The sequence below is a fragment of the Streptomyces sp. NBC_01237 genome (assembly GCF_035917275.1).
In the GTDB taxonomy this organism is placed as follows: domain Bacteria; phylum Actinomycetota; class Actinomycetes; order Streptomycetales; family Streptomycetaceae; genus Streptomyces.
Genome location: NZ_CP108508.1, coordinates 7,773,661 through 7,792,166 on the forward strand (window position 1 = coordinate 7,773,661; position 18,506 = coordinate 7,792,166).

At 72.7% G+C, this 18,506-nt stretch carries 14 protein-coding genes; 7 read left to right on the forward strand and 7 right to left on the reverse strand.

The window, feature by feature from the left end; all coding sequences use genetic code 11:
• Positions 1-16: 16 nt before the first annotated feature.
• Together OG251_RS34410 and OG251_RS34415 are read right to left on the reverse strand one after the other, a co-directional pair.
• Positions 17-1,219: a glutamate dehydrogenase gene (locus tag OG251_RS34410; RefSeq protein ID WP_326680767.1), complete on the reverse strand. Its 1,203-nt coding sequence runs from the start codon at positions 1,217-1,219 to the stop codon at positions 17-19.
• Complete coding sequence (locus OG251_RS34415) at positions 1,216-2,940, reverse strand: thiamine pyrophosphate-dependent enzyme (RefSeq protein ID WP_326680768.1); 1,725 nt, start codon at positions 2,938-2,940, stop codon at positions 1,216-1,218. The genes OG251_RS34410 and OG251_RS34415 overlap by 4 nt, the downstream gene beginning before the upstream one ends.
• A 625-nt stretch (positions 2,941-3,565) precedes the next feature.
• Here OG251_RS34415 and OG251_RS34420 point away from each other — a divergent pair.
• The 7 genes from OG251_RS34420 (at position 3,566) to OG251_RS34450 (ending at position 10,017) form a co-directional block, all read left to right on the forward strand.
• Positions 3,566-4,006, forward strand: a complete 441-nt coding sequence (locus OG251_RS34420; RefSeq protein ID WP_326680769.1) for a PPOX class F420-dependent oxidoreductase — start codon at positions 3,566-3,568, stop codon at positions 4,004-4,006.
• Positions 4,007-4,131: 125 nt separating this feature from the next.
• Positions 4,132-5,394, forward strand: coding sequence for an MBL fold metallo-hydrolase (locus tag OG251_RS34425; protein ID WP_326680770.1), 1,263 nt, complete (start codon positions 4,132-4,134; stop codon positions 5,392-5,394).
• A 429-nt stretch (positions 5,395-5,823) separates the two neighbouring features.
• Positions 5,824-8,022 (forward strand): ATP-binding protein, encoded by a 2,199-nt coding sequence (locus tag OG251_RS34430; protein ID WP_442818397.1) that lies wholly within the window; start codon positions 5,824-5,826, stop codon positions 8,020-8,022.
• 7 nt (positions 8,023-8,029) lie between these two features.
• A complete protein-coding gene (locus tag OG251_RS34435) occupies positions 8,030-8,464 on the forward strand; it encodes a roadblock/LC7 domain-containing protein (protein WP_326680771.1) in 435 nt (144 codons plus the stop codon).
• A 2-nt stretch (positions 8,465-8,466) separates the two neighbouring features.
• The gene (locus OG251_RS34440; RefSeq protein ID WP_326681519.1) at positions 8,467-8,838 is read left to right on the forward strand and encodes a DUF742 domain-containing protein; all 372 of its coding nucleotides are present in this window, start codon (positions 8,467-8,469) and stop codon (positions 8,836-8,838) included.
• Positions 8,816-9,439, forward strand: a complete 624-nt coding sequence (locus tag OG251_RS34445) for a GTP-binding protein (RefSeq protein ID WP_073719715.1) — start codon at positions 8,816-8,818, stop codon at positions 9,437-9,439. The genes OG251_RS34440 and OG251_RS34445 overlap by 23 nt, the downstream gene beginning before the upstream one ends.
• Positions 9,436-10,017 carry a GAF domain-containing protein gene (locus tag OG251_RS34450; RefSeq protein WP_326680772.1) on the forward strand — a complete coding sequence of 194 codons (582 nt, stop codon included), beginning with the start codon at positions 9,436-9,438 and terminating at the stop codon, positions 10,015-10,017. The genes OG251_RS34445 and OG251_RS34450 overlap by 4 nt, the downstream gene beginning before the upstream one ends.
• A gap of 152 nt (positions 10,018-10,169) precedes the next feature.
• Here OG251_RS34450 and OG251_RS34455 read toward each other — a convergent pair whose 3' ends face one another.
• The 5 genes from OG251_RS34455 to OG251_RS34475 form a co-directional block, all read right to left on the reverse strand.
• Positions 10,170-12,113: a DUF2264 domain-containing protein gene (locus tag OG251_RS34455; protein WP_326680773.1), complete on the reverse strand. Its 1,944-nt coding sequence runs from the start codon at positions 12,111-12,113 to the stop codon at positions 10,170-10,172.
• A gap of 25 nt (positions 12,114-12,138) precedes the next feature.
• Positions 12,139-14,553 carry a polysaccharide lyase 8 family protein gene (locus OG251_RS34460; protein WP_326680774.1) on the reverse strand — a complete coding sequence of 805 codons (2,415 nt, stop codon included), beginning with the start codon at positions 14,551-14,553 and terminating at the stop codon, positions 12,139-12,141.
• Between the two features lie 32 nt (positions 14,554-14,585).
• Positions 14,586-15,986 carry a M60 family metallopeptidase gene (locus tag OG251_RS34465; RefSeq protein ID WP_326680775.1) on the reverse strand — a complete coding sequence of 467 codons (1,401 nt, stop codon included), beginning with the start codon at positions 15,984-15,986 and terminating at the stop codon, positions 14,586-14,588.
• Between the two features lie 156 nt (positions 15,987-16,142).
• Positions 16,143-17,237, reverse strand: coding sequence for a LacI family DNA-binding transcriptional regulator (locus OG251_RS34470; RefSeq protein ID WP_326681520.1), 1,095 nt, complete (start codon positions 17,235-17,237; stop codon positions 16,143-16,145).
• Between the two features lie 62 nt (positions 17,238-17,299).
• Positions 17,300-18,286, reverse strand: a complete 987-nt coding sequence (locus OG251_RS34475; protein WP_073719927.1) for a hydroxyacid dehydrogenase — start codon at positions 18,284-18,286, stop codon at positions 17,300-17,302.
• Positions 18,287-18,506 lie beyond the last annotated feature (220 nt).

Consider the following 18,506-nt stretch of genomic DNA (forward strand, 5'->3'; position numbering starts at 1 on the left):
GACCGGGGGAGGGCCGCTACCGGTACCAGCCGAACCGCTCGGCCATCACCGGCAGCCGCTCGGCGACAAGGGCGTGTGCCGCCGCCCTCGGTGTGGTGCCATGGGCCTCCGCGTGGGCCAGTATCCGGTCGATCAGCTCCCGCATCGCCCGGCGGGTGTGTCCGAACGCCTCTTCGGCGTCGGCCTCTATGTCTCCGAAGAGGGTCCACCACCACCAGGCGTTCGTACCGGAGTTGACCACGACGTCGGGCAGGACCGTGATCCCGCGCGCCGTCAGCAGTTCCTCGGCCTCCGCGAGCACCGGCATGTTGGCCGCCTCGACGACCCAGCGCGCCCTGATGCCGGACTGGTTCGTGGCGTCGATGGCGTACGACACGGCGGCCGGGACCAGCACCTCCGCGTCCGTCGTCAGCCAGGCGTCGCCCGGCAGTTCCCGGTCCCCTGCGCGCAGCGCGCCCCGGTCCACCGTCCCGTGGGCGTCACGCGCGCTCAGGAGCGCCTCGATGTCCAGCCCCGCCGGGTTGGCGATCGTGCCCTTCACATCGGCGACGGCGACGACCCGGAGACCGGCTCGGGCGAGGAAACGTGCCGTGGCCCCGCCCATCGTGCCGAGCCCCTGGACGGACACCCGGGCGTTCCCGTACGGGACACCCGCGCGGTCCAGGGCGGCGAGGGCCGACTCGGCGACGCCGCATCCGCCGACCAGCGCGTCGAGCCCGATGCCGTCCACGGTCACCTCGAAGGCGTCGGCCAGCCGCTTGCGGGCCGCCGCCTCGTCGTCGAGGAGCGGGTAGACCGCCTGGACGGACGAGACGAGCCCGGCCTCGGCCGCCGCCCGGTCGACCAGCTCCTGGGTGAGCCCGAGATCCTCACCGGTCGTCCAGACGTTCTCGATGTACGGGCGCACCGCCCGCAGGTAGCGGACGAGGACGCCGTACGCCTCGGGGTCACGGGGGTCGCAGTCGATGCCCCCCTTGGCGCCGCCCAGTGGGATGTAGCGGGCCTCGGTGCGGTCGGCGTCGTAGTGCAGCGCCTCCTTCATCGTCATGCCGCGGGCGAGTCCCGCCACTTCGGCCTGGGTACACCCCTCCCGCATCCGCAGGCCACCGCTGGAGACGCCGCGCACCAGCCGGTCGACGACCAAGTACCCCCGGCGGTCGGTGACATGATCCGTCCAGGTGAGGGAGATCAGCGGGCTCTGCGGCTTCGTGGCGGTCATCGGAAAGGCTCCTCGGTCACGGTGATCACGGTGGGCCCCGGGGTGGTCAGGGCCAGGGAAAGGGCGCGGGCGAGAGCCTCGGGCGAGTCGGCGTGGCTGCCCCGGCCGCCGTAGGCGCGGGCCAGCGCGGGCAGGTCGACGGCGGGCAGGTCGACGGCGAACGGCCGGTCCCCGCGGGCCGTCATTCCGTCGCGGATCTCGCCGTAGCCGCCGTTGTCGAAGACGACGACGGGCAGCGGCAGCCCCAGTTGCGCGGCCGTCGCCAGCTCCTGCACGGAGAACTGCAGGCCGCCGTCGCCGCTCAGCGCCACGACCTGACGTCGCGGGTACGCCGTCTTCGCGCCGACGGCAGCGGGCAGCGCGTAGCCGAGGGTGCCGAAGCCGGTCGGGTGGAGGAAGCGCCCCTCGGGGCCGACGGGCAGGTGCGGCAGCGCGCCGTAGTAGCAGCACTGCGCACTGTCGGAGGTGAGGACCGCGTCGTGGGCGAGCACGCTCCGTACCGCACGCAGATACGGCAGCCACCGGGCGTCGCGGCCGGCCGTCTCCGCATCCCGGGCGGCGCGCAGGGTCGCCACGGAACCGGCACGGTCCGGTGACCCGCACCTGTCCGCGCTGGTGCCGCCGGTCCTGGTCCCGGGCCCGTCCGCGCCGCTTTCCCGGATCCCGCGGCTGTTCTCGCCGCAGTTTTCCGGCCCCGGATCGATGGCTGACGGCGGCTCCGTGAGCGCCGTCAGCAACGCCGTGAGCGTGGTCCGCGCGTCTCCGACCAGCGGTTGTCCGGCGGGCAGCCCCGTGTACATCTGGGCCGGGTCCAGATCGACGCGGATCAGGGTGCCCGTGAGGGCGGGCGGCGCGGACCAGAGGTCGGACTCCGCCAGTTCCGTACCGATGGCCAGCACCGCGTCGCAGCCGGTCAGCCACCGCTGGACGGCGGGGCTGTGCAGGGACACCCCGAGCGCCAGGTGATGCCTCTCGTCGACGATGCCCTTTCCGTTGGCCGTGGTGACGACGGGGGCGCCGAGCAGTTCGGCGAGCGTCAGGCACGCGGCAGCGGCCTGCCTGGCCCCGCCGCCGAGCACCAGCGCGGGCCGCTTCGCCGACCGCAGGACCCGCGCCGCCTCGCGCACCGCGGACGCCTCCGCACCCGGACGGGCCAGGGGCGGGGCGAGCCGCACCGGACCTGCGGGTTCCGCGGCCTCCAGCAGATCGAGCGGCACCTCGACATGGACGGGGCGCGGGCGCTCGTGGCGCAGCAGGGCGAACGCCCGCGCCACCGCCGAGCCGATCTCCTCGACCGACGACACCCGGTGGCTGAACGCCGCGACCCCGCGCAGTGCCTCGGTCTGGCTGCGCATCTCGTGGAGCAGTCCGGTCGCCTGCCGGGGGTGGCGCAGGGGCATGCCGGGCGACACGACGAGCAGAGGAACGCTGTCGGAGTACGCCTGGCCGACCGCCGCGGCGATATTGAGCAGGGCGGGGCCCGTGGTGGTGATCGCGACGCCGGGCCGTCCGGTGACCCGCGCGTACGCGTCGGCGGCGTAGCCCGCACCCTGCTCATGGCGGGGTGCGACATGGCCGATCCCGTACGGGCCGAGGTGCCGGTAGATCTCCAGATTGTGTGTGCCGGGAATGCCGAACGCCTGCGTCACACCATGTGCCGCCAGCGCGCGGACCACTGCCTCGCCGCCGGTCAGCGACGTACATCCGGTCTGATCGGACATGCTGCCTCCCTCCGCGAACGCGTCGCGCTACTGAATCGTCGTTCAGTATTGGGAGGTGGTGGCGCCCCTGTCAAAGCGATAAACGGCCGACCGGGCCCACCGTCGGCCGGCCGTTCGGTCCCCGGCCGGGCACGGGCCGTCGCCGTGGTCCCCGAAGCCCTGGCCGGCCGGGCCGGGCGCGGCATCGGTGCGTGAGCGCATGGTCTCGGCGGAGATCGTGGTCGTCGGTCCCACCGCCGCCGCGGTGCCCCGCGACCGGTCGACGAACACGTCCCCGACCTGCGGCGAGGTGGCCGTCATCCGGGCCCGGGGCCTTCCGGCGGCCCGCGGACGGCTCGAAGCGCGGGCCCGCCCGCAGCACCTCGGCGTGGGGGCGGTGACCCGTACGGGGTCGGTGACTTTGCCGTACGTTCGGTTGGAGTACCAGCACGGCACGCTAGAGGACGGGGTGCGGCGGGTCGAACGAAATACGGGCGGTCATGGAGGTCTCCCGGTGCGAGATGCGGCACGGCGCGGGACGCCGGCCTCGGACACGTCACCGGTGGGACGCACGACGGTCCGCGGATGCGACATCGGGGCGCGAACCGAACGGAATCCTTGGGCGCGCATGGACGTTGGAGTCGGCATGACGGAATTCGAACCCGCGCAGGAAGCGCTGCTGCGGCTCATCGGTGAGCACGACGGCGGAGTGCTCGTGACGCTGAAGCGGGACGGAAGGCCCCAGCTGTCCAACGTCAATCACGCCTACTACCCCGACGAGCACCTGATCCGGGTCTCGATCACCGAGGGCCGGGCCAAGACCCGGAACCTGCGCCGTGACCCGCGGGCCGCCTACCACGTCACCAGCGCCGACCGCTGGGCCTGGACGGTCGCGGACTGCGCCGCCGAGCTCACCCCGCCCGCCGCCGATCCCCATGACGCCACGGTGGAGGCGCTGATCACGCTGTACCGCGACGTCGCCGGTGAGCACCCGGACTGGGACGACTACCGGCAGGCGATGGTCAGGGACGGCCGGGTCCTGCTGACCCTGCACGTCGAGCATGTGTACGGGCAGCCGCGTGCCTGAGGGACGACCGGCCGCTCACCGTACGCGCCGTACCGGGGGCCGCACTGCTCCGTTCACCGCTCCGCTCTCGCCCTGTCGTACTGCCCGACCATAATGAGACGACACCGACTCCCTCAGGAGATGTTGTGACCGGCGCCGATTATCTGCTTCCGCTCCGTACCAGACTGCGTTCCCTGCGCACCGACGCCTTCGGTGCCGATCCGGCCGGAGCCCGGATGGAGCGCATCCGCCGCTCGCCGAATTTCGCCGACGGAGTGTTCCAGAACCCGGTGGGGGCGCGGACGAGGCCGTCCGGGTCCACGCTCGAATTCGCGAAGGTCTACTTCCACAAGCAGCAGCGGGTCCACCGGGCGCCGACCGGCACCGTGCCGGTCCACGCCACCACGCTCGCCGATCTGGCCGCACCGCCCGCCACGGGCCTGCGGCTGACCTGGATGGGGCACTCCAGCGTCCTCGCCGAGATCGACGGACGCCGGGTCCTGTTCGACCCCGTCTGGGGCGAGCGCTGCTCCCCGTTCGCCTTCGCGGGCCCGAAGCGGCTGCACCCGGTGCCGCTGTCGCTGGCGGCGCTCGGACCGGTCGACGTGGTCGTGATCTCCCACGACCACTACGACCATCTCGACCTGCCCACGATCCGGGCCCTGGCGGGTACGGACACCGTCTTCGCCGTGCCGCTCGGCGTCGGCGCCCACCTGGAGCGGTGGGGGGTGCCCGCCGACCGGATGTACGAGCTCGACTGGAACGAGACCGCGAAGGTCGCCGGGATCAGCCTGACCGCCACCCCCGCACGCCACTTCTGCGGCCGCGGTCTGCGCAATCAGCAGCACACGCTCTGGGCCTCCTGGGCCGTCGCGGGGCCCGAGCACCGGATCTACCACAGCGGCGACACCGGCTACTTCCCGGGCTTCGAGGACATCGGCGCGGAGCACGGCCCGTTCGACGCGACGATGATCCAGATCGGCGCGTACAGCGAGTACTGGCCCGACATCCACATGACGCCCGCCGAGGGTATGCGCGCCCATCTGGACCTCCAGGGCGGGCGCCCGCACGGGGTCATGCTGCCCATCCACTGGGCCACCTTCAACCTCGCCCCGCACCCGTGGGCCGAGCCCGGCGAGGGAACGCTCGCAGCAGCCGACGACGCGGGCCAGCCGTTGGCGCTGCCCCGTCCGGGTGAGCCCTTCGAGCCGGGCGGCCAGCACGTCCCCGCCGATCCGTGGTGGCGTGCGGTGGCACCGCAGCCGATCGAGTTCCGGCCCGCCGGTGCGGCGCGGATGGCGGAGGGCGTGCCCGCCCTGGCGCCCGGCGGTGCGGGAGGGCCGGCGGGGGGAGCCTCCTCCGCGGCCGAAGCGGATTCCGGACATGCCGAGGTCGCTCCGACGGCGTAACGGGCGAAGAGCGGGCACTGGGGTGCTGTCGGGCGTCACGGCTCAGGTCGTGAGTCCCCGGCGGCACCCCAGTGGCCGTTCGGTCCCGGGGGACGGCGTGAGGCGTGCCCGGTGCACCCGTGGGCACGGCCCCGGACGGGGTGCTGCCGGGGCGCCGCCTGCGGCCCCGGTGGGGTGCCGGACGCCGGGCGTCAATGCGGCGTAAATCGGTCGCTCGTGCGAGAGGTCATACCAGAGCGGGACGGATGGCGGGCAAGTTCGACAACTGCCCGTCGCACATGCGTGATTGACGACTACCGTGTGTGGCCGGTGATCAACAGTGGGCTCCCATCCCGTGAGCCCGCCCGACCGATCCCCGAGCCTGACCGACCACCGTAGGTGCCACCGCATGAACGCCGATTCCTGGTGCCCCATGTACCGAGGACGCTGATGTCTCAACTTCGCGCACCCGACGCGCGACCGGAACGCCGAGAGGGCGGGCGGCACGGCCGCCCCGGGGCACGCTCCCACTCGGCCGCGAGCAGGCCGCGCGCTGCTCAGCCGCCACCCGAGGTCCGCATACGCCCCCAACTGCTGCGCACCGCCCTGCTGCCGACGGTCGCCGCGCTGCTGAGCGGCGCCGCCGCCGTCATCTTCACCATCCGCTCCAGCGCGGTCAGCCCGTCCGGCAGCCTCTGGGCAGCGCTCGGCGGATCCGCGGCGCTGGCCGTAGCCGCCGTCGCGGCCGCCTATCTGGGGGCCCACCGGGTGGCCTCCGGTGTGCTCGACCGGGTGCTGGCGCTCCGCCGCATCAGTGCCCAGGGGCAGGCCGAGCTGCAACAGGTGATGGAACAGCTCCGCAACGGGGATCCGGTGCCGGCCCGGCGGCCCCAGCCGCCCGCCGCCCCCGGCGCCGACGCCTTCGACCTGCTCGGCCAGGAACTGGGCCGGGCCCACGACGCGGCGGCGGCCGCCGTCGTCCAGGCGTCCCAGCTCTTCAGCAACGCGGGCAACGAACAGAAGGTCGAGGTCTTCGTCAACCTCGCCCGGCGACTGCAGTCACTCGTCCACCGCGAGATCCAGATCCTCGACGAGCTGGAGCACGAGGTCGAGGACCCCGACCTGCTCAAGGGCCTCTTCCACGTCGATCATCTGGCCACCCGGATCCGCCGCCACGCGGAGAACCTGGCCGTACTCGGCGGGGCGGTCTCCCGTCGGCAGTGGAGCAACCCGGTCACCATCACCGAGGTGCTGCGTTCGGCGATCGCCGAGGTCGAGCAGTACCCCCGGGTGAAGCTGGTGCCGCCGCTCGACGGCACCCTGCGCGGGCACGCCGTGGCCGACGTGATCCACCTGCTGGCCGAACTCGTGGAGAACGCCACGGTGTTCTCGGCCCCGCACACCCAAGTACTGCTGCGCGCCCAGCACGTCACGGCCGGGCTCGCACTGGAGGTCGAGGACCGCGGGCTCGGGATGCCGGGCCATGAACAGAAACGCATGAACGCCCTGCTCGCCGACCCCGACCAGGTCAATGTCGGCCATCTGCTCCAGGACGGCAGGATCGGCCTGTTCGTCGTCTCGGCGCTGGCCCGCCGCCACGGCATCGCGGTCCGCCTCCAGAGCAACATCTACGGGGGGACACAGGCGGTACTCGTCCTGCCCCAGTGCCTGCTCGGCATCGACGGCGACGGCCCGGCACCCGCCGACGCCGCCCCCGTCCCGCCACCGGGGGCGGTTCACCGGCCAACCGCCGAGGACGGGGGACGGACGCCGCAGCCACCGTCCTTCCCCTCCGGGCCGGCGCCGGGCCACTCGCACCGGCCACCGCAGCAGACGCGGCGCGAGGAGCAGGCGCCACCGCTGCCGCTGCGCGCCGAACGCGTCGACCGTCCGGTGCCGGCCGAACACGCCGACGGTCCCGTGCCCGTCCCGTCCCGTCCCGAGCTTCCCCGGCGGGCCAACCAGGAACATCTGGTCCCGCAGTTGAGGGAGGCACCCGTCCCGCGTGCCGGGGACGAGTACGCCGTGCACGACCCGGGCCTGATGGCGGCCTTCCGGCGGGGGGTCGGCCTCGCCGAGGCGCAGTCCGCCGAGGAGGCGGCCGCCTCGGCCCCGTACGACGAGGGCGCCGGATTCGGGTCGGCGGTGCCGAGCGCGCTGGATGCTCCGCCGCAGGCGCCGGCCCCGCTGCCCGTCCGAGGTCTCACGGCACCGGCCGTACCGGAGCAGCACGTACCGGAGCCGTACATCCAGGAACGGCACGTACCGGAGCAGCACGCACCGGAGCCGTACGTCCAGGAGCAGCACGCACCGGAACAGTACGTCCAGGAGCAGTACGCACCGGAGCAGTACGTCCACGAACAAGACGTGCCGGAACAGTACGTCCAGGAGCAGCACGCACCGGAACAGTACGTCCACGAACAAGACGTGCCGGAACAGTACGTGCCGGAGTCCGTACCGGAGCAGTTCGTGCAGGAACGGCACCGACCGGAGCAGCCCGTGTGGCAGGCGCCGGAGCCCTACCTCGCCGAACCGGGCCGTTTCAGTCCCGAGCCGGGGCCTCCCGCGCCCGACCCCGCCGCCCCCGACCGATCCGTACCGGGTCCGTCCGTCCCGGAACCCCGTGACGACACCACTTTCAAGGAGTAGATGCACCATGGCGAGCGATATGCCGTCCGGTCAGGTCTCGGACCTGGACTGGCTGCTGAGCGGGCTGGTCCAACGCGTGCCCTACACGCGCAGCGCGGTCCTGCTCTCCGCCGACGGGCTGGTGAAGTCCGTCCACGGCATGGACTCCGACAGCGCCGACCACATGGCGGCCCTGGCCGCCGGCCTGTACTCACTGGGCCGGAGCGCCGGGGCCCGCTTCGGCGACAACGGAGACGTCCGGCAGGTGGTCGTCGAGCTGGACTCCACGCTGTTGTTCGTCTCCACCGCCGGATCGGGCACCTGCCTGGCCGTCCTCGCCGGACGCGAGGCGGACGCCGCGGTGCTCGGCTACGAGATGGCCATGCTGGTCAAGAGCGTCCGGCCCTATCTGATGACCCCGCTGCGGCAGCCGGCCGGGGCGCCGTTCACTCCGGGGCTGTGAGGATGCCGGCCCCGCAGGACGGGCCCCTGCTCGACGACGCGGCCGGCCGGCTCATCCGCCCGTACACCGTGAGCAACGGCCGCACCCGGCCGTCCGCCATGCTCGATCTGCTCTCCCTGATCATGGCCACCGGAAGCGAGCCCCAGTCGCCCCTCGGCCCCGAGCACACCGTGGCCCTGGGCCTGTGCGACGGCCCGATGTCCGTCGCCGAGATCGCCGCACACCTCCGGCTGCCCGCAGTCGTCACCAAGGTCCTTCTCTCCGACCTGGTCGACTGCGGCGCGGTCACCGCCCACGCCCCCGCTTTCCATGACATGCCCACCGACCGACACCTGCTGGAGGCAGTGCTCGATGGTCTACGACGACAGCTCTGACAGCACCGGAACCTCCGTGTTCTTCCCCGTCGCCCTCAAAGTCCTGGTCGCGGGAGGATTCGGCGTCGGCAAGACGACCTTCGTCGGCGCGGTCAGCGAAATCGCCCCGCTGAGCACGGAGGAACTGCTGACCCAGGTCAGCATGGCGACCGACAACCTCGAAGGCGTCGAGTCGAAGACATCCACCACCGTGGCGATGGACTTCGGCCGGATCACCCTCTCCGATCAGCATGTGCTCTATCTGTTCGGCACCCCCGGCCAGGAACGGTTCTGGTTCATGTGGGACGAACTGTCCAAAGGCGCGCTCGGGGCCGTCGTACTGGCGGACACCCGCCGCCTGGCGGAATGCTTCGCCGCGGTCGACTTCTTCGAACGGCGCGGCATCGGATTCATCGTCGCCGTCAACGAGTTCGACGGGGCCTACCGCTACGAACCCGACGAGGTCCGGGCCGCGCTCGACCTCGGACCCGAAGTGCCGGTCGTCCTGTGCGACGCCCGGATCGCCAGCTCGGGCACGGGCGCGCTGGTCACCCTCGTCCAGCACCTGATCAACGCCACCTCCGCCCCGGCTCCGCTGCAGAGTTTCGGAGCCCATCCATGACCCACTACGCCACCGGCCGGCTGCTGCTGACGCCCGTCGACCGGGACGGCCACGTCCGCGCGGAACGGCTGCGCACACTCGGCCTCGGCGAACGGGCCGACGCCTCGTTCGACAGCTTCGACGCCTTCGCCGACAGGGTCGCCGAAGTGACCTCCACCCCCTACTCGATGGTCAACTTCATCGACGAGAACCGGCAGTTCTTCGCGGGACTGCACACCCCCGCGGGCAACCGGAGCGGCGCCGACCTCGGCGCGGCCGCGGCGAGCTGCAACCGCAGCGGCCGCTACATGGCCCGCGACCACGGTTACTGCCCGCATGTCCTCGTACGGCGCAAGGCCCTCGTCCTGGAGGACGTCTGCGACTATCCGCGCTTCGCCGGGAACCCGGTCGTCGACGAAATAGGCATCCGCTCCTACCTCGGGGCACCACTCATCGACCGCACGGGCGTCGCCCTGGGCACTGTCTGCGCCGTCGACACCGTGCCACGTCCCTGGGGGCGCCCCGGGCTCGCCACCATCAAGTCGCTGGCCCAGGAACTCATCGGCCAGATCGACCGCAGGGAGGCCCCGCGCCGCTGACACCCCCGGCACCTCGAAGCGCCGCTGACGGTCTCAGCACTTCGAAGCGCGGCTGACACCCCGGCACCTCGAAGCGCGGCCGACGGTCTCAGCACTTCGAAGCGCCGCCGACGCTTCCGGCACTTCGACGCCGGCACGGAGCACGCCGCCGGTCAGCCCGCCACCTCGACCGTCGAGCCGTCCAGGAAGGTCAGCACCACCGACGCCCCACCGTCGGCCACCCGTACCGCGACCGAATCCCGCAGCGCCCGCGGATGCAACGTGTCGCGGGACAGCGCGACCAGGGACACCTGGACGCTCCGGCCGCCCGGATGGCTGTCCCGGCGCAGATACGGGATCGCGGAATGCGGCCCGAACGCGTTGGACTGCACGTCCCGGGCCACCTCCGCCGCGACCCCGCCCGCCCCGTCGGCGCCCGGCGCATCCCCCCAGCCGTACAGCGCGACCACCGCGCTGCTCAGCCCGTCGGCCGTACGGGCCATGGCCCACCCGGGTCCGGACGTCGCGACCGGAGCCTGTGCGTGCGCCACCGCGTGACCGCCCTCCCGCACCGCCGCCCCCTCGGGCGCGTCGATCCGGTGCACGCGGATCTCCCACGGGCCGTGCAGCACGCTCGTCGTCCCGATCCGGTACGTCCGCTCGTCGCCCGGCAGCCGGGCCGCGTACCAGGAAGCCGCCGTGCGGCCCTCGCAGTGCAGCGGGTGGACACGGCCGCGGCGGCTGGGCGTGCCGTCAGGGGCGAGCAGCGCCAGGTGGTTGTCGATTCCCCGGGCCATCGCGTGCGGGGCCGACTCCGGCGCGGTCGCCGTGGAGTAGGCGAGCTTCGCGTAGTGCGGGTCCTCCTCGCCGTCGGCCGGATCATCGGCGGGGGAGTACGGCGGATTGTGGTCGCTGCCGTGGTTGATCAGCCGGACGATGCCGTCGTGCCGGGTGCCGTGCAGCAGCCAGCCGGGAGCGGGCAGCGCGGTGTACTGGTCGGACTCCTCGATCGGCAGCGGCAGCTCCCGCGCCGTCCACACCGCGTGGTCCGCCGGGAGCAGCAGGCCGAGGAAGCCCTTGCTCGCCCAGTACGGGGACGCGGGCCCCGAGTACGGCTGGGTGACCGGCAGGAACGTGTCGTACCAGCCCAGCGTCAGCAGCCCCCGCTCGTCCGGCACCCCGCGCTCGACGAAATGCCGCAGCGTGCCGGAGGCGAGCCGGCGCGTCAGACCCGGCGCCAGCGGAGTGCAGTCCGCCAGCGCACCCATCCACACCGGCGCGAGCGCGGCGAACCGGTACGTCAGTGAACGCCCCTGATGCACCGGTGCGCCGTCGGCACCGAAGAAGTGCGGATAGTCCTCCAGGAAGCGGCTGAGCCGCTCCCGGTGGACCGCGGTCCGGCCCCCGTCGTCCGGACCCGCGATCCGTGACCACAGCAGCGGGTACAGATGCATCGCCCAGCCGATGTAGTAGTCGAAGTTCCGGCCGTCCCCATCGGTGTACCAGCCGTCGCCGACGTACCAGTCCTCGATCCTGTCGAGGTTGGACTCGATGTCGGAGCGGCTGTACGGCGCGCCCACCGAGGCGAGGAACTGCTCGGACACCACCTGGAACAGCCGCCAGTTGTTGTCCCAGGTGCGCCCGCCGACGAACCCGGAGAACCAGTCGACGACCCGCTCCTGTACCCGGGCGTCCAGCCGGTCCCAGATCCACGGCCGGGTCTCGTGCAGCGCGACCGCGATCGAGGCCGCCTCCACCATCTGCTGCGAGCAGTCCGTCAGTTCCGGCCAGGACTCGCCGCTCGCACGGTCGGTGCCCGCGGCGAGTCCCGCCGCGTACCGGTCGATCAGTGCCGGGTCGACCGCCCCGCCCGCACCCGCGATACGGCACGCGGCGAGCAGGAACGAGCGGGCGAACCCCTCCAGACCGTCCGACACGACACCCGACCAGCTGGACCGGCCGGGCAGCCGGTACTGGGCGAAGCCGGGTGTCGCGTACGGCACCAGCGCGTCCAGCATCCGGTCCGCCGTCACCTCCCAGTGGGCCCGCGTCCAGCCGGTGCGGGAGGACAGGAGCCGGTCGGGCGGCGGCAGACGCAGATGCGGGGCGACGGACATGGTGGTGCTGCTCCTCTGGTGTGGGTTACTGGACGAGTTCGGCGCGGTGGGTATGGCCGCGGGAGCCACCGACCGCCACGGTCAGGACCGGACGGCGGCCCGGCACCACGCTCACGGTGTCATCGGCGCTCGCCACCGTACGCACATGGTGCGGCAGTTCGATGGTGAGACCGGTGAGGGTACGGCCCGGGTCCGCGACGGCGACCGAGACGCGGGAGCCGTGGCGCCGCACCAGGACCGACGCGGGACCGGACGAGGTGATGCCGCCCGCGGTGCCCGCGGCCCAGAAGTTCACCGCCGTCAGTCCGTGCCGGCGCACCTCCACCGCCTGCGCGGTGGCGTCGTTGGCGAGGACCCGCACCGGCCGGGAGTGCGACCAGACGGCCGTGGCGGCGGCCGATGCCCCGGGCAGCAGGACATGGGCGTACCCCGCGTCGGTGGGGGAGGCCCCGTGATCGGCCCACAGCGTGAGATAGCGGCGGGTGACCGGTGTGGTCGAACCTCCGGTGTCCGCTCCGGTGTTGAGAGCGCGCCAGGTGCCGGTGCGTTCCTCGCGCAGGGCGTGCAGCGCGGCGCCGTCGGGCAGCACATAGCCGCCCACGCCCTCGATGTGCGCCCAGCGGGCCCGGCCGAACTCCTTGGACCAGCCCTGTGCGAGGGGTTGCCGGACGCCGTCCACGACCAGCCGATGACGGCCGTCCGTACCGAGGTTGCGGTTCTCGACGACCGTCTCGACCGGCTGCCCGTCGCGCGAGGTGATGCCCGCGCCGAGCGCGATCACCGCGTTGTCGAGCAGGAACCACGACTTCTTCGCCCGCAGCGTCGTGCCCGGGGCGCCGACGAGCTCCATGGCCGCGGCGGCGTACCGGGCGTGGAGGACCGCGCCGCCCGCGACTGCGTTGGAGGGCCGGTAGGTGGACGTGCCCGCGCCGGTGCCGAGATCGGTGCGCCGCCGGGTGTCGACGGTCGTGCCGGGCAGCCGGTACGGGTCGACGGTGGGCCAGAAACCGTCGTTGAACTGCCCCAGGTCATCGGCGTCGTAGAGATAGGTCATGCCGTCGCCGGTGTACCAGCCGTGCAGGTTCTCGCCGTTGCCCGCCTCGTAGGCCGAGATCCGTTTCGAGGACAGCGACAGGGTGTACGCCCAGCCCGGCCGCCGGTGGACCACCCGGTCCATGTCGGCGAAGACGTACGAGCCGGTGGTGCGGTGCCCGGTCGGTACAGCGCGGTCGCTCAGGACCGCTTTGGCCAGGGCGAGCTGGGGGAGCGAGGCGAACGAGGCGAAGGGTGCGGTGCGGTTGCGGGTCAGCCAGCCCTTGGCGACGGAGCGCCAGCGGTCGGCGTACGCCTCGGGCGCACCCGAGGCCAGCAGCAGGATCGCCGCCACGGCCGAGGCACCGTCCCGGTGGTCACCGGCCCGCTCCCGGGACACCGCCCGGCCGCGCACCGCGTCCATCATCAGCCCGTCGAAGATCACCGGAGTGAAGGACCGCTCGACCGCCTCGTACATCACCGAGACCGCCGGATCGGCGACGGCCCACGGCGAACCGGCCAGCAGCGCGAGCAGACAGGCCGAGCCGCTCAGCAGCACCGTGCCGTACGAACCGGTGTACGCGACCACATCGTGCTGGACGAACGAACCGTCCTCGTAGAACCCGTCACCCGAAGCGGCGTACCGGAAGAGGCTGTTGCGGCCTCCGTCGCGTACGTCGGACAGGGCGTCCCGGGCCGAGACCAGCTTGTCCGCGTTCCCCCCCAGCAGTCCCCGCAGGGCGACGATCACGGCCTTGTCGGTGCGGTTGGCGCCGGTCTCGGCGAGCGTGGGGGAGTTGGTACGCCGGTCCGCGTCCGGGCAGAACCGGTCGACGACCGCGAGATGGGCCGCCAGATCGGCGGCGGGCAGCCTCTCGCGCAGCAGCACGCAGCAGTCCATCAGGGCGCGCGGCGCACCGATCTCCCAGAACCACCAGTTGCCCTTCTCCGGCTTGGCGGGGTTGTAGGCGGTGTCGTGGACGAAGCGCAGTGCGGCGACGAGGGCGTCGGCCACCTCCGCGTCGGCGGCGAGCGAGGTGCCGGGGGTGGCCCAGGCGGTGGCGAGGGTGCGCAGCCGGGTGTAGCTCTGGCCGAAGTTGCCGGCGTCGGTGACCGGGGCGAGGTCCGGCCACAGCGCGGTACGGACAGGGGCGCGGTCGAGGGTGTCCCAGAGGCCGCGCGCCGTGGTGTCGAGCGCGGCGACCGCGGCGGCGAAATCGCTGTCGGACGGGTCGAACGCGCCGCCGGTGAGGAGGGTTTCGGCCCGTTGGAGGAGGGTGCCGAAGCCGGGTTCGGCCGCCGCGCCGCCGGAGCGCCCGGTGGCGGCGGCGGGTCCCGCCGCCGTGACGAGCGCGGTGGCGGCCGTGGCACCGGTGACGGCGAGAAGAGTTCTTCTGCTCAGATCCATGCTGGTTCCTTGTCTGCTTCTCTTCCGCGCGGTCAGTCGCTGAGGGTGCTCGGGTCGACGGGCGGCTTCGGCAGGTTCAGCGCGGCCAGCTCGGCCTTCCCGGTGGCGTCGATCGGGAACGCCCAGGTGCCGATGAAGAAGTCGGTGAGGTCGTGGCCCGCGACGCGGCTGGAGTAGGTGGCCAGTGCCCGGTAGCGCTTGGCGTTCTCCGTGTAGTCGGACTGCGGGTTCTCCTCGCGCACGAGTCGGTGCAGCCGGGGCCAGAAGTCGTCGCCGAAGGCCAGTTCGAGCTGTCGGAGCGGGACGAGCTTCTCGTAGGCGCCGAAGGACTTCTCGTAGGTCAGCCCGGCCGTGCCGAACTTGGCCCGCGACGTCTGGAAGGCGGTGAGGCCGGTCACCGGGTCGACGGTGAGGAGGTTGGAGGGCTGCCGCAGGGCCCGCTGGGCGGCCAGCGAGTAGATGTTCACCGTGACCTCGGTGAGGCCGCCCGGCTTGTACGCCATCTGCTGGTGGAGGTGGCCGAGCTCGTGGTAGAGCCCCCAGCCGCGGGTGCGCAGCCCCTCCACGGTGGTCGCCCGGTCGAGGTAGGCGCGCGGGAAGCCGTTGTACCCGTGCGTCGCGTAGGCGCCGACGCCGGTGGGGACCTTGCTGACCTCGGTGAAGTGGTACGGCCCCGACTTGCGCCGGTGGACCGGCTTCGAACCGTCGAGACCGCTGATCCGGGCGGCCGAGTCGATGATCTGCTCGACCAGCCGCAGCAGGGCGGCGTGGTCCTCGCCGCGGTACAGCAGCGCGCCCTCGCGGGTGAGCGTCATGATCGTGTGCGGTGCGTGGAGCTCGACGTACGGAGAGGCCGTCAGGGTGTCCAACTGCCGCTGGTACTCGGCCTCCCGGGTGCTTCCCAGGGTGAAGACGGGCATGGCGGACGAGCCGGACCGGAACACCACGCCCGCCCGTTCGCCGTCCCCGGCGAGGGTGAGGTAGACCGGGCCGCCGTGCGGGTCGGTGACGGTGTTCGCGCCCGCCGTGAGCGGGTAGCTGCGGGGTTCCTTGATCTCGCCGTAGTAGTCCCAGGCGCCGATCCAGAGCGTGGGCACGGCACCGTCGTGCGGCTGGACGGTGAGGCTCAGCGGGGCGCCGGGCGGCACATAGCGGCCGGTGGGCGTGAACTCGCTGCCGCGCAGGGCCTGTGCGAGACGCAGCCGCTCGGTCTCGGCGGCGGGGCGGGCGGTCACGGTCACCCCGACCGGCCGGTGGGCGGACGCGGAGCCGTGGGCGTGCGCGGAACCCTGGGCGGACGCCGGGGCTGCCGCGGCGCCGAGCGCGGCCAGGGCCCCGGCGCCGGCCGCCGCGGCGAGGACGGAACGACGGCCGACGGGGGTGGCTGCGGCGGCAGCGGTGGCATCCGTGGCGGCTGAAGCGGAGAAGCGCATGCGGAACTCTCCCTGCAGAAATGAGTGAGGGGCCAAAGCGTGCGGGGGTGGTGAACCCGCCGTCAGCATGTAAGCGGTTGCTATGAAGCCGCAAGGGGAGTCGGGAAGTTACTACGATTTACTATGGCCGAGCGCCGTCCGGCGTTCGGTAACCGGTCACGCCCGACCGCTTCGCCCCGGCCTCGGTGCCACGGAATCGCGTACCACGATGTGGGTGCCGAGCCGCAGCGCACCCGTCGTCGGCTCGCGCCAGTCGTCGTCGTCCCCGCCGGAGACCGCGAGGCGCACCGCCTGCCGGCCCATCTCCTCCAGCGGTACGTGGACCGTGGTCAGCCGGGGCCGTAGCTCCTGGGCTACCGGGATGTCGTCGTACCCCACCAGGGAGACGTCCTTGGGCACCCGCAGCCCGGCCTCCTCCAGGGCCTGCGCGGCTCCCGCCGCCACCATGTCGTTGGCGGCGAAGACGGCCGTGAAGTCCAGTCCCTCCCGCAGGAGTTCGCTCATCCTGCGGAAGCCGAAGTTGCGGCTGAACGCGCCGGGCTGCACCAGGTCCGGGTCCCGCGTCACGCCGCGCAGCTCCAGGGCCCGCAGATGCCCGGCCAGCCGGTCACGGGTGGTGGAGAGCTTGGGCGGGCCGCCCAGGTAGAGGATCCGCTCATGGCCCTGCGTCAGGAGGTGGTCGGTGATGGCGAAGGCGCCGCCCTCGTTGTCGTACTCGACCGCCACGGTCGGCGCCGGCTCGTCCAGCGGCGGTCTTCCGCACAGCACCAGCTTGGAGCCGCCCGCGTCCAGCTCCCGTGCCCGGCGGGCCAGTTCGGAGGTGTAGCCGCGGTCGGCGATGCTGCCGCCGACCACCACCACCGCGTCCGCGCGGCGCTCGTGCATCAGGTCGATGAAGGCCAGCTCGCGCTGAGGGTCGCCCTGGGTGCAGCAGACCAGGCAGAGCCGGCCGCCGAGCGCCGCCTCGCGCTCCACGCCCCGGGCGATGTAGGCGTAGAACGGGTCGATGACCTCGTTGACGATGATGCCGACGGTGCGGTTGGAGACCCCGGCCAGCGCGCGGGCGTGGGCGTTGACCACATAGCCGAGGTCGCGCATGGCGGCCTCGACCCGCACCCGAGTGGCCTCGGCCACCGGGTAGTTGCGGTTCAGGACCCGGGAGACGGTTGCCGTGGAGACTCCCGCGCGCCGTGCCACATCGGTGACCGTCGCCCGCCGCTGTCCGTCCGCGGCCGTGCTCTGCCGGCGCATCCGGCTCACCCCCTGCTGGCTGTTGTGTGACGCCGAGCCTAGAGCCTGTGCGGGGGTGGGGTTCATGCGATCCTCCCCAGGTCGGCCCGGTGCACCGGGTGGGCGAAGGGTGATCCGGCCGCGTACCGCGCCAGTTCGTCGACGGCGAGTGCGCCCAGGCGCCCGACCTCGTTGCCCTGGGCGCCCGCCAGGTGCGGGGTGATGAAGACGTTCGGCAGGTCCCACAGCGGGTGGCCGGGCGGCAGCGGTTCGGGGAAGGTGACGTCCAGGACCGCGTCGAGCCGTCCGCTGACCAGGTGTCCGGTCAGCGCCTCGGTGTCCACCAGCGGGCCGCGCGCGGTGTTGACCAGCAGGGTGCCGGGGCGCATCAGGCCGATCCGGCGTGCGTCGATCAGCCCACGGGTCTCCGGGGTGTCCGGGGCGTGCACGGTGACCACGTCGCTCGTCGCCACCAGGGTGTCCAGGTCGGCCGGGGTGACGCCGAGCAGTTCCGCCTCGGCCGGGCCGACGTAGGGGTCGTACAGGAGCACGTCGGCGTCCAGGACCCGGAGCAGTTCGATGACGCGGCGGCCGATCCTGGAGGCGCCGACGACGCCGATGGTCAGCCCGTGCGTGCCGAGCCAGTGCTGCCGGTCGAGGTCGGCGCCGGTGCGGTGGGTGCGCCGGGTGCGGAACAGCTCGGCCAGCGGGAAGACCCGCTTGGCGCCCATGATGATCGCGGCGAGCGTGTACTCCGCGACCGGTACGGCGTTGGCCGCCGCGGCCGAGGAGACGGCGATGCCGCGGTCGAACGCGTCGGGCGACAGAAACGTCTTCACCGTGCCCGCCGCGTGGATCACGGCCCGCAGCCGGGGCGCCCGGTCCAGCAGGGCGGCGTCCACCGGCGGGCAGCCCCAGCCGGTCAGCAGCACCTCCGCGCCGGCCAGCGCCTCCGCGGCCTGCGCGGAGTCGAACTCACTGATCACCGCGGGGTTGTGCAGGTCGGCGGTCTCCTCCAGCCGGGCCCGTACGGGTGGTGGGAAGACGTCGTCCAGCAGTCCGGGGCTCATGACCAGGACCGTGCGCGGCCGCTCGGGGGGCGGTGTCGCGGCATCGGCATCGGACCGAGCCGGTGCCTCTTCGGTGGTTCGCACCCTGCCTCCGGACAGTAATCGCGTTCTATGGAATGACCGGCACGCTAAGGACCCGGATGGTCGAGCGTCAAGCGGCGGTCCCTGTTGATTGCCCTATTTGATAGGGGATTTAGGGGTTCTGTGCCCCCGGAATTGA

Bases quoted from the DNA above. Each gene is read 5' to 3' on its own strand.
- OG251_RS34430 (WP_442818397.1), top strand. From the start codon at position 5,824: ATGTCTCAACTTCGCGCACCCGACGCGCGACCGGAACGCCGAGAGGGC.
- OG251_RS34465 (WP_326680775.1), bottom strand. From the start codon at position 15,986: ATGCGCTTCTCCGCTTCAGCCGCCACGGATGCCACCGCTGCCGCCGCA.
- OG251_RS34440 (WP_326681519.1), top strand. From the start codon at position 8,467: ATGCCGGCCCCGCAGGACGGGCCCCTGCTCGACGACGCGGCCGGCCGG.
- OG251_RS34445 (WP_073719715.1), top strand. From the start codon at position 8,816: ATGGTCTACGACGACAGCTCTGACAGCACCGGAACCTCCGTGTTCTTC.
- OG251_RS34415 (WP_326680768.1), bottom strand. From the start codon at position 2,940: ATGTCCGATCAGACCGGATGTACGTCGCTGACCGGCGGCGAGGCAGTG.
- OG251_RS34460 (WP_326680774.1), bottom strand. From the start codon at position 14,553: ATGGATCTGAGCAGAAGAACTCTTCTCGCCGTCACCGGTGCCACGGCC.
- OG251_RS34435 (WP_326680771.1), top strand. From the start codon at position 8,030: ATGGCGAGCGATATGCCGTCCGGTCAGGTCTCGGACCTGGACTGGCTG.
- OG251_RS34475 (WP_073719927.1), bottom strand. From the start codon at position 18,286: ATGAGCCCCGGACTGCTGGACGACGTCTTCCCACCACCCGTACGGGCC.
- OG251_RS34450 (WP_326680772.1), top strand. From the start codon at position 9,436: ATGACCCACTACGCCACCGGCCGGCTGCTGCTGACGCCCGTCGACCGG.
- OG251_RS34455 (WP_326680773.1), bottom strand. From the start codon at position 12,113: ATGTCCGTCGCCCCGCATCTGCGTCTGCCGCCGCCCGACCGGCTCCTG.
- OG251_RS34470 (WP_326681520.1), bottom strand. From the start codon at position 17,237: ATGCGCCGGCAGAGCACGGCCGCGGACGGACAGCGGCGGGCGACGGTC.
- OG251_RS34420 (WP_326680769.1), top strand. From the start codon at position 3,566: ATGACGGAATTCGAACCCGCGCAGGAAGCGCTGCTGCGGCTCATCGGT.
- OG251_RS34410 (WP_326680767.1), bottom strand. From the start codon at position 1,219: ATGACCGCCACGAAGCCGCAGAGCCCGCTGATCTCCCTCACCTGGACG.